Source organism: Streptomyces sp. Tek67B01, assembly GCF_055231995.1.
Genome location: NZ_JBUYUY010000001.1, coordinates 1,829,605 through 1,843,082, shown reverse-complemented (window position 1 = coordinate 1,843,082; position 13,478 = coordinate 1,829,605). Strand labels below are relative to the sequence as shown.

General features: G+C 69.1%; 11 protein-coding genes and 1 pseudogene. 10 read left to right on the top strand and 2 right to left on the bottom strand.

Going from position 1 to position 13,478, the window contains the following annotated elements:
• Positions 1–2 precede the first annotated feature (2 nt).
• The 10 genes from ACV7NM_RS08395 (at position 3) to ACV7NM_RS08350 (ending at position 11,435) form a co-directional block, all read left to right on the top strand.
• A complete protein-coding gene (locus ACV7NM_RS08395) occupies positions 3–1,919 on the top strand; it encodes a transketolase C-terminal domain-containing protein (protein ID WP_463409706.1) in 1,917 nt (638 codons plus the stop codon).
• Between the two features lie 48 nt (positions 1,920–1,967).
• Complete coding sequence (locus ACV7NM_RS08390) at positions 1,968–2,642, top strand: RraA family protein (RefSeq protein ID WP_463409705.1); 675 nt, start codon at positions 1,968–1,970, stop codon at positions 2,640–2,642.
• Positions 2,643–2,651: 9 nt separating this feature from the next.
• Positions 2,652–3,560 carry an SDR family oxidoreductase gene (locus ACV7NM_RS08385; RefSeq protein WP_463409704.1) on the top strand — a complete coding sequence of 303 codons (909 nt, stop codon included), beginning with the start codon at positions 2,652–2,654 and terminating at the stop codon, positions 3,558–3,560.
• The gene (locus tag ACV7NM_RS08380) at positions 3,557–4,894 is read left to right on the top strand and encodes a D-arabinono-1,4-lactone oxidase (protein ID WP_463409703.1); all 1,338 of its coding nucleotides are present in this window, start codon (positions 3,557–3,559) and stop codon (positions 4,892–4,894) included. The genes ACV7NM_RS08385 and ACV7NM_RS08380 overlap by 4 nt, the downstream gene beginning before the upstream one ends.
• Before the next feature lie 35 nt (positions 4,895–4,929).
• A complete protein-coding gene (locus tag ACV7NM_RS08375; RefSeq protein ID WP_463409702.1) occupies positions 4,930–5,568 on the top strand; it encodes an HAD family hydrolase in 639 nt (212 codons plus the stop codon).
• A gap of 29 nt (positions 5,569–5,597) precedes the next feature.
• A complete protein-coding gene (locus tag ACV7NM_RS08370) occupies positions 5,598–6,554 on the top strand; it encodes a branched-chain amino acid transaminase (RefSeq protein WP_463409701.1) in 957 nt (318 codons plus the stop codon).
• A 151-nt stretch (positions 6,555–6,705) separates the two neighbouring features.
• A complete protein-coding gene (gene pssA, locus ACV7NM_RS08365; RefSeq protein WP_463409700.1) occupies positions 6,706–7,530 on the top strand; it encodes a CDP-diacylglycerol--serine O-phosphatidyltransferase in 825 nt (274 codons plus the stop codon).
• Positions 7,531–7,565: 35 nt separating this feature from the next.
• Positions 7,566–8,843 (top strand): ATP-grasp domain-containing protein, encoded by a 1,278-nt coding sequence (locus ACV7NM_RS08360; RefSeq protein WP_463409699.1) that lies wholly within the window; start codon positions 7,566–7,568, stop codon positions 8,841–8,843.
• 116 nt (positions 8,844–8,959) lie between these two features.
• Complete coding sequence (locus tag ACV7NM_RS08355; RefSeq protein WP_463409698.1) at positions 8,960–10,150, top strand: MFS transporter; 1,191 nt, start codon at positions 8,960–8,962, stop codon at positions 10,148–10,150.
• 430 nt (positions 10,151–10,580) lie between these two features.
• Complete coding sequence (locus tag ACV7NM_RS08350) at positions 10,581–11,435, top strand: IS5 family transposase (protein WP_463409697.1); 855 nt, start codon at positions 10,581–10,583, stop codon at positions 11,433–11,435.
• Between the two features lie 463 nt (positions 11,436–11,898).
• Here the strand turns inward: ACV7NM_RS08350 and ACV7NM_RS08345 are convergent.
• Positions 11,899–12,299 (bottom strand): annotated as a pseudogene (locus ACV7NM_RS08345) (hypothetical protein); the annotation flags it as partial.
• 36 nt (positions 12,300–12,335) lie between these two features.
• Entirely contained in the window at positions 12,336–13,367 is a 1,032-nt protein-coding gene (locus ACV7NM_RS08340; protein WP_463409696.1) for an IS630 family transposase, read from the bottom strand.
• Positions 13,368–13,478 lie beyond the last annotated feature (111 nt).

Below are 13,478 nucleotides of genomic sequence, written 5' to 3'. Positions count from 1 at the left end.
TCATGAACACCTCTCTCGCCTGGCTGCCTGCCGACGAGTTCACCCGCATTCTCGAGGGCATTCCCGACCGGCACGACCGGATCAAGGCGTTTGCCGATGCCTCCCGCATCAACGCGCTATACAGCATCATGCGCGCCGGTTCCGGACACCTCGGATCCAGCTTCAGCGCGGCTGACACCGTTGCCTGGCTGCTGCTCGAGGAGATGCGCTCTCCGTTCGCGGCCGACGGCGACGTCTATTTCTCGTCCAAGGGCCACGACGCCCCCGGTCTCTACGCGGCGCTGATCGCCCTCGGGGCGCTGCCCCAGGAGAAGCTCCACCAGCTGCGCCGGCTGGGCGGGCTGCCCGGGCACCCCGACGTCAGTATCCCGCACATGCACGCCAACACCGGCTCCCTCGGCATGGGGATCTCCAAGGCCAAGGGCATGATCCTTGCCGACCGGCTCACCGGCGCGCACCGGCGTGTCTTCGTTTTGACCGGCGACGGTGAGCTCCAGGAGGGGCAGAACTGGGAGGCGCTGGCCGGCGCAGTCCACCGCGACCTGGGCGAACTGACGGTCATCGTCGACCACAACAAGATCCAGTCCGACACGTGGGTCGCCGACGTCAGCGATCTGGGCGATCTCGAGGCGAAGTTCGCCGCCTTCGGCTGGGGAGTGCTCCGTTGCGACGGCAACGACGCGAAGGAGCTCGACGCGGCGTTCCGGCTCCGTGAGAAGGAGCACGCCGGGAAGCCCGCCGTGATCATCGCGGACACCGTGAAGGGCGCCGGCTGCGCCACCTTCGCGGCCACCTCGATGGCCGAGGGCGAATGGCGCTACCTCTTCCACAGCGGGGCGCCGGCCCTCGAGGACTACCGCAGCGCGCACCGGGAACTGGTCGGTTCGGTCGACGCGGTACTCGCCCGCCACGGCCTGGCCCCGCTCGCGTTCTCGTACGCCGAAACGGTCCTGCCGGCGAAGGCCACCGGGCCCCGCCTGCCCGAGGTGTACGGGCGCGCGCTGGTCGAACGCGCACGGACTGACGAGCGGATCGTCGCGCTCGACGCGGACCTGGTGCTCGACACAGGGCTCATCCCGTTCTCGCAGGCGCTCCCGGACCGCTTCATCGAGTGCGGCATCGCCGAGCAGGACATGGTGTCGATGGCCGGCGGCCTCGCCTCGCGCGGCCTGCTGCCCTTCGTGCACTCCTTCTCCTGCTTCCTGCACGCACGGCCGAACGAGCAGATGTACACCAACGCCTCGGAGCGCCGGAAGGTGGTCTACGTGGGCTCGCTCGCGGGCCTGCTGCCTGCTGCGCCCGGCCACTCCCACCAGGCCGTCCGTGACGTCAGCGCCGTGGGTGCGATCCCGGGCCTGGTCGTGCTGGAGCCGGCCAACTCAGCCGAGGCCCGGGCCGCGGTCGAATTCTGCGCCGAAACCGAGTCGAGCGTGTACCTCCGCCTCGTCAGCACCCCGGTGCCCGAGGAGGCCGAGGCGCTCGGCGCACGGCCGCTGACGACGGGACACGGCCGGATCGTCCGCCCCGGCGGCCGGACCGTGGCCATCGGGTCCGGACCGGTCGTGCTCACCCAGCTGCTGCGCGCCGCCGAGCTGCTCGCCGCTGACGGAGTGGAGCTGACCGTCGTCGCGTTGCCGTGGCTGAACCGGGTGGACGCCGGATGGCTCTCCCAGCTTGTGGCGGACACCGACGAGCTGTTCGTCGTCGAGAACCACTACACCCATGGCGGCCAGGCGGACCTGCTGGCCAGGGCGCTGCTGGAGCTCGGCGCCGACAGGGTTCCGTACTTCACCGGGATCGGCCTGACCGAGGTGCCGCTGTGCGGCACCGAAGCCGAGGTCCTCGACGCCCACGACCTCAGCGCCGAGCGGCTCGCCGCACGGATCCAGGAGCGGATCCGGCCGGCCGCGGGCAGCTGACCCGGTCCGTCGGACCGGCACTCTCACTTTCCGAATCAGGAGCACTGCATGGACACCGTCTACAACGAACTCGCCCGGCCGCCGCAGGAGATCACCGACGGCTTCCGGGAGCTGCTCGCCGAGTACAGCCCCAGCTGCGTGGTGACCGACGCCCAGCGCCGCGCCGGCGCCATCGGCGGCTTCCAGGTCGTCCGGCACGACCAGAAGATCGCCGGCCCCGCGTTCACCATCAACCTGTCGATCGACGACTGGGTCAACACGCTGCCCATCCTGTCCCGTGCCCAGCCCGGCGACGTCATCATCATGGCCTGCCACGGCGTGGCGACCACGGCCATGTGGGGCGGCCTGACCGCGACGGTCTCCCACAAGTTCGGCATCGCCGGGGCCGTCATCGACGGTGCCGCCCGCGACATCGACGAGATCCGCGACATCGGATTCCCCGTCTGGTACCGCACCACGTCCCCGCGCCAGTCACCCGGCGCCGTCCACGACCGCATCGAGCCCGTGCAGGTCAACGTGCCGGTTTCGGTCGGCGGCCAGGTGATCTTCCCCGGCGACATCGTCGTGGCCGACGAGAACGGCGTCGCGACCGTGCCGTTTGCCTCCGCCAAGGACGTCCTCGAAAGCGCCCGCGGTGTTGCCGCGCGCGAGAACGAGATCCGCGACCGGATCAGCTCCGGTGCGACCGCCGCAGACCTGCGGGCCGAGTTCGGAAACCTCTGAGGAGTGACGATGCGCCTATACATCACAGGAGCAGACGGCAGCCTCGGCAAGGCCCTCACCCAGGAACTGGCCGCCGACCCGCGGACCGCGGACTGGCCGGTACTCGGCGTCTCCGTGTCCGATTTCGACATCGCCGACGAGCGGGCCGTGGCCGAGTCCGTCGCCTCGTTCCGCCCGGACGTCGTCCTGCACTTGGCCGCCATATCCATCGTGGCGACCTGCCAGACCGACGTCGAGCTCGGTCTGCGGGTCAACGTCGCCGGTGTGCACCAGGTCGCCGAGGCCTGCCGTACGACCGGCAGCCGCATGGTCTACATCTCCAGCGACTACGTCTTCGACGGGGTCGCCGCACCGGAGGGGGACTACCGGGAGACCGACGTTCCTAACCCGCTGAGCGTGTACGGCCTGACCAAGCTCGCTGGTGAGCAGATCGCCGAGCGCGTCCCCGAGCACCTCGTGGTCCGCACCTCCTGGCTCTTCGGCGGCGCGGCCGAGAACAACGACGACGTCCTCGCCACGATCCGGTCCGCCGAGCGCGGTGAGCGCCAAGAGCTGATCGACGACCAGTACAGCCGGCCCACGTACACCGTGGACCTGGCGCGGGCGATCATCCACCTGATCAGCCTGGACGAGTTCCCGGTCGGCACCGTGCACGTCGCCAACCGGAACAGCGCCACCCGGTACGAGCTCGGGGCGCACGCCCTCAACGAGTACGACCCGAAGCTGCACGCGGAGCACCCGCCGACGGCGATCTCCTTCGACGACTGCTCCTTCGTCGGCGGCCGTCCGAAGGTCTCGGCGCTCAACACCGACCGGCTGGCGGAGCTCGGTGTCGACATGCCGACCTGGCAGGACGCCGTGGCCCGTCACTGCGTGGTCCTGCGCCGCGAAACCGAGAACCGAAGGACGACCGCATGAGCCTGCTGAAGCGGGGCGCCGGAGCCCCGACCACCTGGCGCAACTGGGCACGTTCGGCCCGGTGCACGCCGGAGCGCCTGATCCGCGCCACCCATGAGAGCGACATAGTCGACGCGGTGCGCCACGCCGCCGATCGCGGCCTGGTCCTGCGCGCCGCCGGCACGGGGCACTCGTTCAACCCACTCGTGACGACCGGTGGCGTCGTCCTGGACATGACGGGCTACACCGGCATCGTCGCCCTCGACCCGGTTGCCTCGACCGTTACCGTGCGCGGCGGCACCCTGCTCCGGGAGCTCAACTGGGCGTTGGACAAGGCCGGGCTGGCCCTGTCCAACATGGGCACCCTCGAAGAGCAGACCATCGCAGGGGCCATCTCGACCGGCAACCACGGCAGTGGGCTCGGCCACCGGCCCTTCTCGGGACAGGTCCTGGCCCTGACGCTCGTCACGGCCGACGGGACCCTCCGCAGCTGCGGACGCGACGAGGACCCCGAGCTGTTCGCCGCCGCGGCCACCTCGCTCGGCGCGCTCGGCGTCATCTCGACGGTCACCCTCCAGTGCGTGCCCCGCTACCACCTGCGCGTGGTGGAGGGCAGCCGTCCGCTGGAAAGCATCCTGGAGGACATCGAGGCGTACGCCGGCAGTGCCGAACACGCCACGTTCTCCCTCAAGGGATGGAGCGACAACGCCTCCACCCTGAAGCTGGACCCGACCGACGCGCCGGTGTCCGCGGACGCCGCCCGCCGCCGCCGGGCGAACACCCTCGGCGAGGTCCGCTGCACGACGGCCGGCCTCGTGGGCCGCATCGACCAGCGCGCCGTACAGCGGATTATGACCGCCCAGCTCGGCGGCGACTCCGGCCCGGCGGACTACGTGGACGTCAGCTACAACGCGTTCACCTTCCCGCAGCCGGTCAAGTTCCTCTCCCTGGAATTCGCGCTGCCGCTGACCTCGGCGACCGACGCGGTCGGCAACGTGCACGAGGACGTCAAGCGGTTCGGCCTGCGCACCCCGTACTCGATTACGGTCCGGTTCGGTGCGGGTGACGAGCTGCTGCTCAGCCCGGCCCACGGGCGAACGACGGCCTACGTCAACATCACCGTCCCACGTACGGTCGGCTACACGGAGCTGCTGCGCACCTTCGAGGCGGTGCTGCTGGAGCACGACGGCCGCCCGCACTGGGGCAAGGCGCACACGGCCACGGCCGACGTCATCGCGGACCGCTACCCGGGATGGAAGGCGTTCCAGGACATCCGCGCCGAGCTCGACCCGCAGCAGATGTTCACCAGCGACTACCTCCGGCGTGTGCTCGGAGGCACGCGCGTCGAGCGGTGAAAGCCGCCGGCGCCGTCGCGACCGTTGCGCTCCTGATGGACTTCGACGGCCTGATCTGCGACACGGAACGGGCCGCGCACCAGTCCTGGGAGAACCTCTACGAGCGACACGGCCTCGTCTTCCCCGACGAGGTCTGGGCGGCGATGCTGGGCCGGGCGTCGGGCGAGTCACACGCCGCCGAGGACCTGGCCGGCAGGCTGGGCCGCACTCTCACCCCGGCGGAACTCGAGGAGCGACGCCGTGACAAGTACCAGCTCGCCGACCGCGAACCGCTGCGGCCGGGAGTGGCCTGGCTGCTGGAAGGTGCCCGACGGCAGGGCATCCCGTGCGCGGTCGTCTCCAGTTCCGGCCGCGCATGGGTGCGGGGGCACCTCGAACGCCTACAGGTCCGCGACATGTTCGCCGAGGTGGTGACGGGCGACCAGGTCCAGGCCCGCAAGCCCGCTCCCGACCTGTACCTGCGAGGACTGGAGCTGCTCGGCGCCCGGCCCGGCGACTGCCTCGCCCTGGAGGACTCCGCCACCGGAGTCACGGCGGCCAAGGCCGCCGGCCTGCGCTGTGTGGCGGTTCCGGGCGAGCGCGGCAGCCGCTCCTCGCTGGGCGCCGCCGACCTGGTGCTGGACAGCCTGGAACGCCTCACACCCACCAAGCCCCAAAAGGTGAAATCCGTATGACGACCGAAACTGAGATGTCCGGCGCGCCCATGTCCATCATGGATTCGCTGGTGCGTCACGACCGAAGAGGGCCGCAATGGCTCTGGCGCAGCGGCGAGCTGGTGCCGTGGGCGGAGGCGAGCATCCACGTCAACGCCGTGGGCCACGCCTCGGTCGCGGCGGTGTTCGAAGGCATCAAGGCCTATGTGTCGCACGACGAGGACCGGCTCCTCGTCTTCCGCCTCGACGAGCACCTCAAGCGCCTCTACGACTCTGCGCGCATCGTCCGCCTCGACCTGCCGTACGACCTGGAAACGCTGCGTGCGGCGGTCATCGAGGTCCTGCATGCAAACAACTACCGCGAGGACGTGTACCTGCGTCCGTGGGCCTTCCCGGCGGGCACGATCCAGGAGCAGATGGTGCCGGCCGGCGTCCGCTGCGAAGTGGTGGTCGACAGCTGGACGTTCCAGACCGGTCTGGGTACCGAGCGTGGCTGCCGGGCCGCGGTCAGTTCCTGGACGCGTATCAACGAGTCGTCCATGCCCCCGCGGGTCAAGGCCTTCTCCAACTATCACAACGGCCGTCTCGCGATGATAGAGGCGAGGGAGAACGGCCACGACTGGCCGATCCTGCTGAACGAGCGCAGCAAGGTCAGCGAGGGCCCCGGCGCCTGCATCGCACTGGTGCGCGACGGAGTGGTGATCACCCCGTCGACCACCAGCGGGATCCTGGAGAGCCTCACGCGGGAGACCTCGCTGACCCTGCTGCGAGAGCTGGGTTACGAGGTCGTGGAGCGCGACGTCGACCGCACCGAGCTCTACCTGGCCGAAGAGGTGTTCTTCATGGGCACGGGCTGGGAGATCCTGCCGGTGACCTGGGTGGACGGACTGCAGGTGGGCAACGGGACGGCCGGTGCCGTGACGCGCGCGCTGGACGCGGCGTACACCTCGGTCGTTCGGGGCAAATCGCCCGAGCATGCAGACTGGTTGACCGAGATACGGTTCTGATCGGTGCATTGGGCGGGCGGCGCTGCTCGGAGGTACGGTCAGGTCCTCGACCGTCCCGGGCAGCACCAGGCCCGGCTACCGGCCCCGTTGCTCGGCTGCGATGATTTGCGCCGGCTCCACACGTAGCCAGAGAGTCCAGAAGGAGAGTCCGTTGACCGTTACTGATTCCGAGCTCCCGGCGTCATGGGTTGGGGAGGCCGCTGAGAGCGGAGTATCCCCTTCGCGGCTGTCGGTCGCCGATGTGCTGACCCTCGGGAACGCGGTCTGCGGTTTCGCCTCGGTGTACTTCATCACGACCAACGTCCTGGTTCCGTACCTCGTGGAAGGCCAGGGCCAGGGAGCGGGAGAAGTGCGCCAGGCCGCTGTTACTGCGGTCATGCTCATGCTGATGGCCGCGTTGTTCGACCTCTGCGACGGGCTGGTTGCGCGGAGATTCCGCAGCTCCGGCATGGGAGCCGAGCTCGACAACCTCTCGGACCTGATCAGTTTCGGCCTCGCGCCGGCCTACTTCGTCGTCGTCTGGGGGCTGGTCAGCGGCTCCGACTACCCGGGCCTCGTCGGCCTGGCCGGCCTGGCCGTGCTGCTGGCGGGGCTGCTGCGCCTGGCGCGGTTCTCCTGCACGACGATGCAGGACGGCATGTTCCAGGGCATGCCGATTCCCTTCGCCGCCCTCACCGTCGTCTCGGTCGTGCTGCTTCAGCTGCCGTTCCTGCCGACGTTGCTGGCTGTCCTGGGAGTTGCCTGGCTGATGGTGAGCCGGGTCGAGTACCCGAAGCCCACGGGCAAGCTGGCGGTGGCCACCATCGTGTGGGGAACGGTCAACATCGGGTGCCTGGTGGCCTGGGCCGCCGGCGTCACGGGCGGCGAGACGCTGATGGTGACCGGCTGCACCCTGCAGGTGGTCCTGGCGGCCGTCCTGCCGCTGTTCGCGGGGGTACGACGGATCAACGCTGTGCGGCAGCGACGCTCGGCCTGACGCCCTTACACGACCCTTCTTGGAGTGACGTGCAGATGCCTTCGAACCAACAGACCACACCGCCGATACGTCACCTCCTGATCGTGGGTGATGAACGGGACATCGTCGCGTACGCCCGGGAACTCGCCCCCGGTCTGAGGACCAGCATCCTGTGCACCCATCAGGAAGCCCGCAAGATGGGGCGTACCGAGGACCATCGCAGGGTGGTCGTCGTGGACGAGCGCGCCCCGGTCGAGGAATGGGTCGCCGCCGCCCGCTTCGTACACGCGGCGGAACCGGTGGACCGGGTGGTCTGCTACGGCGAGGCGGGACAGGGCCCCACCGCCGCGATCGCGCTCGAGCTCGGTCTGTCCTGGCACGCTCCAGAGACTGTGCAGGCGGTAGACAGCAAGCGGCTGATGCGTGAGCGACTCGCCGAGGCGGGTGTCGACGACACTCCCTGCCTAGAGGCCATCACGGTCGAAGAGATCGCCAAGTTCGGTGATCGGGTGGGCTATCCGCTGATCTGTAAGCCCGGCCAGGGGGTGGGCAGCCACGGCGTGGTCCGGCTCGAGGGACCGGACGACGTGGCCGAACGGCTGGAACTCTCCCGCTCGGCCGCGGCCGGCCTGCACCACACCGAGGTGCTGGTCGAACCCTTCCACGAAGGGGAGGAGCTCAGCGTCGAGTGCCTCAGCGAGAACGGTGAGCACCTCGCCCTGTGCGTCACGAAGAAGTACCTCGTCCCCGGGGGCTTCGTGGAGCGGGGGCATGTGCTCCCGGCGCCGCTCGCCGAAGCCGACGAGCACCGGATCGTGACGACGGTCGCGCGGGCCCTGGACGCACTGGGCATTCGTGAGGGTGCCACCCACACCGAGGTCATCGTGACCGACCGTGCAGTCAGGATCGTGGAGACCCATCTGCGCCAGGGCGGCGACCGCATCCCCTACCTGCTGCGGGAAGCACGCGGCGTCGACATCGTCGCGGCGCTGGCCCGGCAGAGCATCGGCCTGCCCTCCCTCGGGGAGGCGCGTCGGCAGTTGGAGAAGGTCGCTGACGACACCCGGTCCGCGGCGATCTGGTACGCGGTGCCCCAGGTGGCCGGCGAGATCGTGGAGGTCCTCGGGGCCGAGGAGGTCAAATCCCGACCGGGGATATGCGATGTCGTCGTGCGCAGCGCACCGGGAGACCGGCTGGAGCCGGTCACCTCGTCCGGCGACCGTCCCGCGCACGTGTGGGTGGTAGCCGACGGCCCCGACGAGGCCTTGGCCAAGGCGCGTACCGCCGTGGCTGATCTGCGCTTCGTCGTCGCGATATCCGGCGGTCCCGCATGACACCCGAGGCGGCAGCGCACAGGGCCACGAAGGGGCCGTTGCGCAGATTCCGGGAGTCGGTGGGTAGCAGTTCGAGCGCAGAGCGCGCTCTTGTGGTGAGCTGCCTGTCCGACTCAATGGGCACCGGCTTGTTCGCCGCGCTCGCGGCGATCTTCTTCACGAGGATCAGCGGTCTCACCCCTACGCAGTTCGCGCTGGGGCTGTCCCTCGCGGGAGCGGTGGGGTTCGTCCTCACGATCCCGATGGGGGTGATCGGCGACCGCTTCGGAGCACGCCGCACGCTGATCGCGCTCAATCTTTGGCGTGCCGCGGGGTTCGCCTGCTACATCTCCGTCAGGTCGTTTCCGGCCTATCTGGCCGTCGTCTTGTTGACCGCGATAGCGGACCGTACCGCGGGCGGCGTCAGCCAGGCCATCGTCGCCGATGTGGCCGGCGACGACCGCCGGGTCCGGCTGATGGCCGTCGTCCGGTCCGTACGCAACGTGGGCTACGCGGTGGGTGGGCTGGTCGCGGGTGTGGCGATCGCGATGGACCGGCCCTGGGTCTTCAAGGGAACCCTGTTGGGCATCGCGCTGTTCTATGTGGTCTGCGCGGCCCTGCTCCTGCGGATCAAACAGGCGAACACGCGTGTGCCGCTCCGAACCAAGCGGAAGTGGGCGTTCCGGGACCGCCGGTACCTCGCCTTCACCGGGCTCAACTCGGTGCTCACCCTGCACGTCACCACCCTCAACGTGCTGCTGCCCTTGTGGATCCTCGCGTCACCCGGGATTCCCGACACGTTCGTGGCTGTCCCGTTGATCGTGAACACGGTCATCGTCTCCCTCCTGCAACTGCCGGCCACCCGGCACATAGCCAACCTCGCCGGGGCGGGCCGGGCCGCGTTCGCCTCCGCGGTGCTGCTCGCGCTGGCTGCCTTCTTCTTCCTGGTCTCGTCGTGGTGGAACGATTCGGCCACTGCGATACCGGTCTTGCTGGCCGGGGTGCTCGCGTTGACGGTGGCTGAGATGTGGCAGGCTGCGTCGTCCTGGCAGATCTCGATGGACCTCGCTCCCGAGGGCGATCGCTCCCAGTACCTTTCCACGTTCAACCTGGGCAATACCGCGGAACGCGTCATCGGGCCCGCGCTCCTGCCCGCTCTTGTGATCACGTTCCGGTCCTCGGGATGGCTGTTGTTGTCCTTGGTCGTGCTGGCGAGCGGATGTGCCACCTGGTGGCTTACGCGTGGCAACTCGGCACCTGGGGGCGAGGAAACGGCCGTCGAGGACAAGGAGGTCGGCGCACCTGACGGTTCGAGCGCAGTCGCCTGATCACTCCGCAGGGCCGCGCCGCGCGGCCGGGCCGTGAGCGCCGCACCCGTTTACGCTGTCGGCGTGTGCGCGGGACAGCCTTGTGGGTCGGCGAGCCCCAGGTGGGGACGGCGAGCCCCGTCGACCCCCGGGCGGGCAGAACTCGGCCCGACGACGAGTCGTGCAGTCCGGTTGTGCGTACTGGTCGCGCCTAAGAGGTCGTTTCCATCTGGATTGCCCGAAATTGATGTGATCCTCAAGGTGGCCGATCGCGGTGCGGTCGTGACCATGGGTGGAGTCGGTGCCTGTGGGCCGGGTGGGGTGGCGGGTGGGGCGGGATGGCTCTTGTTCTTGTCTCATCCCAGGGTGTCCGGCCCTTGGCGGCCCGCGTGCTTCCGGTGCCGCGGCCGCGCGCCTGGGCGCACTCGGTCCGCGGCGGTACGCCGGAATCATGACGACGCGACGCCCGTATCCGAGTGATCTCTCCGACGCCCGCTGGAAGTTGATCGAGCCGGTGCTGTCCGCGTGGCGCTTCGAGCGTCGTGGTCGGGCCCTGGACTTCGGCAGGCCTCCGCGGCACGACCTGCGCGAGATCATGAACGCGATCCTCTATGTGGACCGCACCGGCTGTCAGTGGGCCTACCTCCCGCATGACTTCCCGCCGCACCAGAGCGTCTACGGCTACTTCGCCAGATGGGCGGACGAGGGCGTGTTCGCCCAGCTCAACGGACTTCTCCGGCAGCTTCTCCGTGAGAAGGAAGGACGGGACGCGGAGCCCTCGGCGTGTGTGATCGACGCCCAGAGCGTCAAGACCTCCACCAGCGTCCACGCCTCCGGCCAGGGCATCGACGCGGGCAAGAAGATCGTGGGCCGCAAACGGAGCATCGTCACCGACACGCTCGGCCTTCTCCTCGCGGTGCTGGTCACCGCGGCGAGCGTGCAGGACTCCGTCGCCGGCACCCGGCTCATCGACCAGGTCGCCGCCGACCACCCCGGCATCCGCAAGGTCTGGGTGGACGGAGGCTACCGCCAGCACCTCGTCGAACACGCCGCCACCCTCGGAATCGACATGGAGATCACCGCCCGCAAGCCCGGGAACAGAGGATTCACCCCGATCCCTAAACGTTGGGCGGTCGAGCGAACCTACGGCTGGCTCATGCTCCACCGCCGCCTGGCCCGTGACTACGAAACCCTTCCCACCCGCTCCGAAGCCGTCATCCACATCGCCATGACCGACCTCATGGCTCGCCGCCTCACCGGCGAGAACACCATCTCCTGGCGCGACACGACACACCAGACTAAATAGCCGATCCCGAGATAAAACAGCGGGATAAAACGACCTCTAATGTCATTCGGTCACGATGCCGGTGGTTCCGGCCACCGGCAGTCGCTGCTGCCGGTGACCCCTTCCTTAAGATCACCGATGCGGTTGCGGGCCGCCGGGCTTCCGCGAGGACATGCCCCACCCGCACGAGCTACTCGCGCCCTGCGGGAACCAGTTCGTGTCCATGCTCCTGCTGAAACTTTCGGCCAAAACCTGATCACGTTGCATTCGAGGCGCCACATGGTGGGGCACCTTGCGGCGGCCCGATGGCGGTACTTCAGGGGGGCGGACGCCTGGGTGTCGGAATCAGCTGCCTGGACGGCCTAGCCCTGGCCTGGAGGAGGTCGTCGGCTTAGCGGCACCCGGCTGCGCGGCCAGTCTCGAGCGCAGGTACCCCAAGAACGCGCCGCGGTGGTCGGCGGTGAACATCCCACCCCGGTGGTCCTGGCTGGGCCTCGCTCCACTGCTTGAGGTCCACGACGACGTACGAGGGTTCCCTGGATGACGGATGCACGCCCGCGAGTATGACGTCCGCGCGCTTGCTGGTCAGTGGGAGTCCTTACTCGAGCAGCATCTCGACCTCACCGAGACCCGCTTCGACCACTGCGTGAATGAGGACTGGGATGCTGCGTTGCCAGGACCGTACCTCCGGCAGGTGTGCCCTGTGACCGTGCCTGTGGAAGAAGTTCTCACTCAGGAGCTCCGCCAGCCGTACCTCGAGAGGGGTGCGGTTGGCCAAGGAGCCGCGGATTCACGGAACAGCAAGAAATCACCCCCGGACAGCACGGATTGACTCGCGCAGGTGAGGGCATGTCCGTCGGTTCCAGGGCAGGGGAGTGGAAGCATGGCGGGCCGCTGAAAATGTCTACGTCATCCTATTGATCAGAAACTGATGGGGTTCTCGTCCAGGACGTAGCGGACGTGTGGGCCGCCGAAGTAGCCGCGGACGATGTGCGGCTGGCGCTGGCGTCTACGGAAAAAGCGCCGGGTCTCCGCGGCGAGTTCGGCCTGATCGCGAGCTCGGTGCTGTTTCGGCAGGCTGTGCTTGAGGTCGGCGTTGGCCAGCTCGTCAGGGTTGAGCTCGGGCGAGTACGGGGGCAGGAAGTGCAGCTCGACGTCGTCGGGGTGGGCGGCGAGCCAGTCGCGGACCTTCTTGGAGCGGTGGGCGGAGTGCCCGTCGACCACGAGATGGACCTTGTGGTCGAAGTGGCCGGCCAGCCGGTCCAGGAAGCGGCACATCACCTCGGCGGTGAAACTCTCGGTAAACACCATGAAGTGCATCCGGCCCTTCGTGCTGATCGCGGACATCGCGTTCACGGAGAACCGGTTCCCGCTCCGCCGCACCACGGGTGTCTTCCCCTTCTCGCCCCAGGTGCGGCCGGTGACCTGGTCGGAGCGGATACCGACCTGGTCGGCGAACAGGACCTCGCCGCCGTCCTTCTTCGCCTTCGCCCGGATCGCGGGCCAGGTCTCCTCGTGCCAGCGGCGCACGGCCTCCGGGCCCTGCTCCACGGCCCGCTTGTCCGGACGCTGGAAGGACAGCCCCCAACGCCTCAGGTACTCGCCCACCCCGGGCTCGGTCAGTCGCACCCGGTACAGCTTCGCGATCAGCTCGCCCACCAGCCGCCGCGTCCACAACTGCCCGCGGACTGCCTGCCGCACGGCGGCCTGCTCGGCCTCCCCGAGCACCTGGTGCACCCCGACAGGCTTGCCCCGCGGCTGCATGACCAGCGCCTCCCGGCCGCCGGCCTGCCACTTCGCCCACCAGATGTCGACCGCCTTCAGCGATACCCCGAACACCGCCGCCACGTCCTCACGGTCCCGCCCCGCCACCAACGCGGCCACCGCCCGGAGCCGCAGGGCCTCCTGCGCCGACGGCGACAGATGCCGCGCGTCCCCCACCAGATCGCTCACACCACCACAACGACCCAGAACCCGAACCGTTTCGGATCGGTATGGCAGCTTGTGGATCACCCAGCCGGCTGCTCGGTGCCCGGTACGTGAGGGCTGGTAGGGCGGCGCCGC

What these genes read in the sequence shown, in the direction of transcription:
- ACV7NM_RS08350 (WP_463409697.1), top strand. Translation starts at nt 10,581, where the DNA reads ATGACGACGCGACGCCCGTATCCGAGTGATCTCTCCGACGCCCGCTGG.
- ACV7NM_RS08355 (WP_463409698.1), top strand. Translation starts at nt 8,960, where the DNA reads ATGGGCACCGGCTTGTTCGCCGCGCTCGCGGCGATCTTCTTCACGAGG.
- ACV7NM_RS08385 (WP_463409704.1), top strand. Translation starts at nt 2,652, where the DNA reads ATGCGCCTATACATCACAGGAGCAGACGGCAGCCTCGGCAAGGCCCTC.
- ACV7NM_RS08390 (WP_463409705.1), top strand. Translation starts at nt 1,968, where the DNA reads ATGGACACCGTCTACAACGAACTCGCCCGGCCGCCGCAGGAGATCACC.
- ACV7NM_RS08375 (WP_463409702.1), top strand. Translation starts at nt 4,930, where the DNA reads ATGGACTTCGACGGCCTGATCTGCGACACGGAACGGGCCGCGCACCAG.
- ACV7NM_RS08360 (WP_463409699.1), top strand. Translation starts at nt 7,566, where the DNA reads ATGCCTTCGAACCAACAGACCACACCGCCGATACGTCACCTCCTGATC.
- ACV7NM_RS08395 (WP_463409706.1), top strand. Translation starts at nt 3, where the DNA reads ATGAACACCTCTCTCGCCTGGCTGCCTGCCGACGAGTTCACCCGCATT.
- ACV7NM_RS08380 (WP_463409703.1), top strand. Translation starts at nt 3,557, where the DNA reads ATGAGCCTGCTGAAGCGGGGCGCCGGAGCCCCGACCACCTGGCGCAAC.
- ACV7NM_RS08370 (WP_463409701.1), top strand. Translation starts at nt 5,598, where the DNA reads ATGTCCATCATGGATTCGCTGGTGCGTCACGACCGAAGAGGGCCGCAA.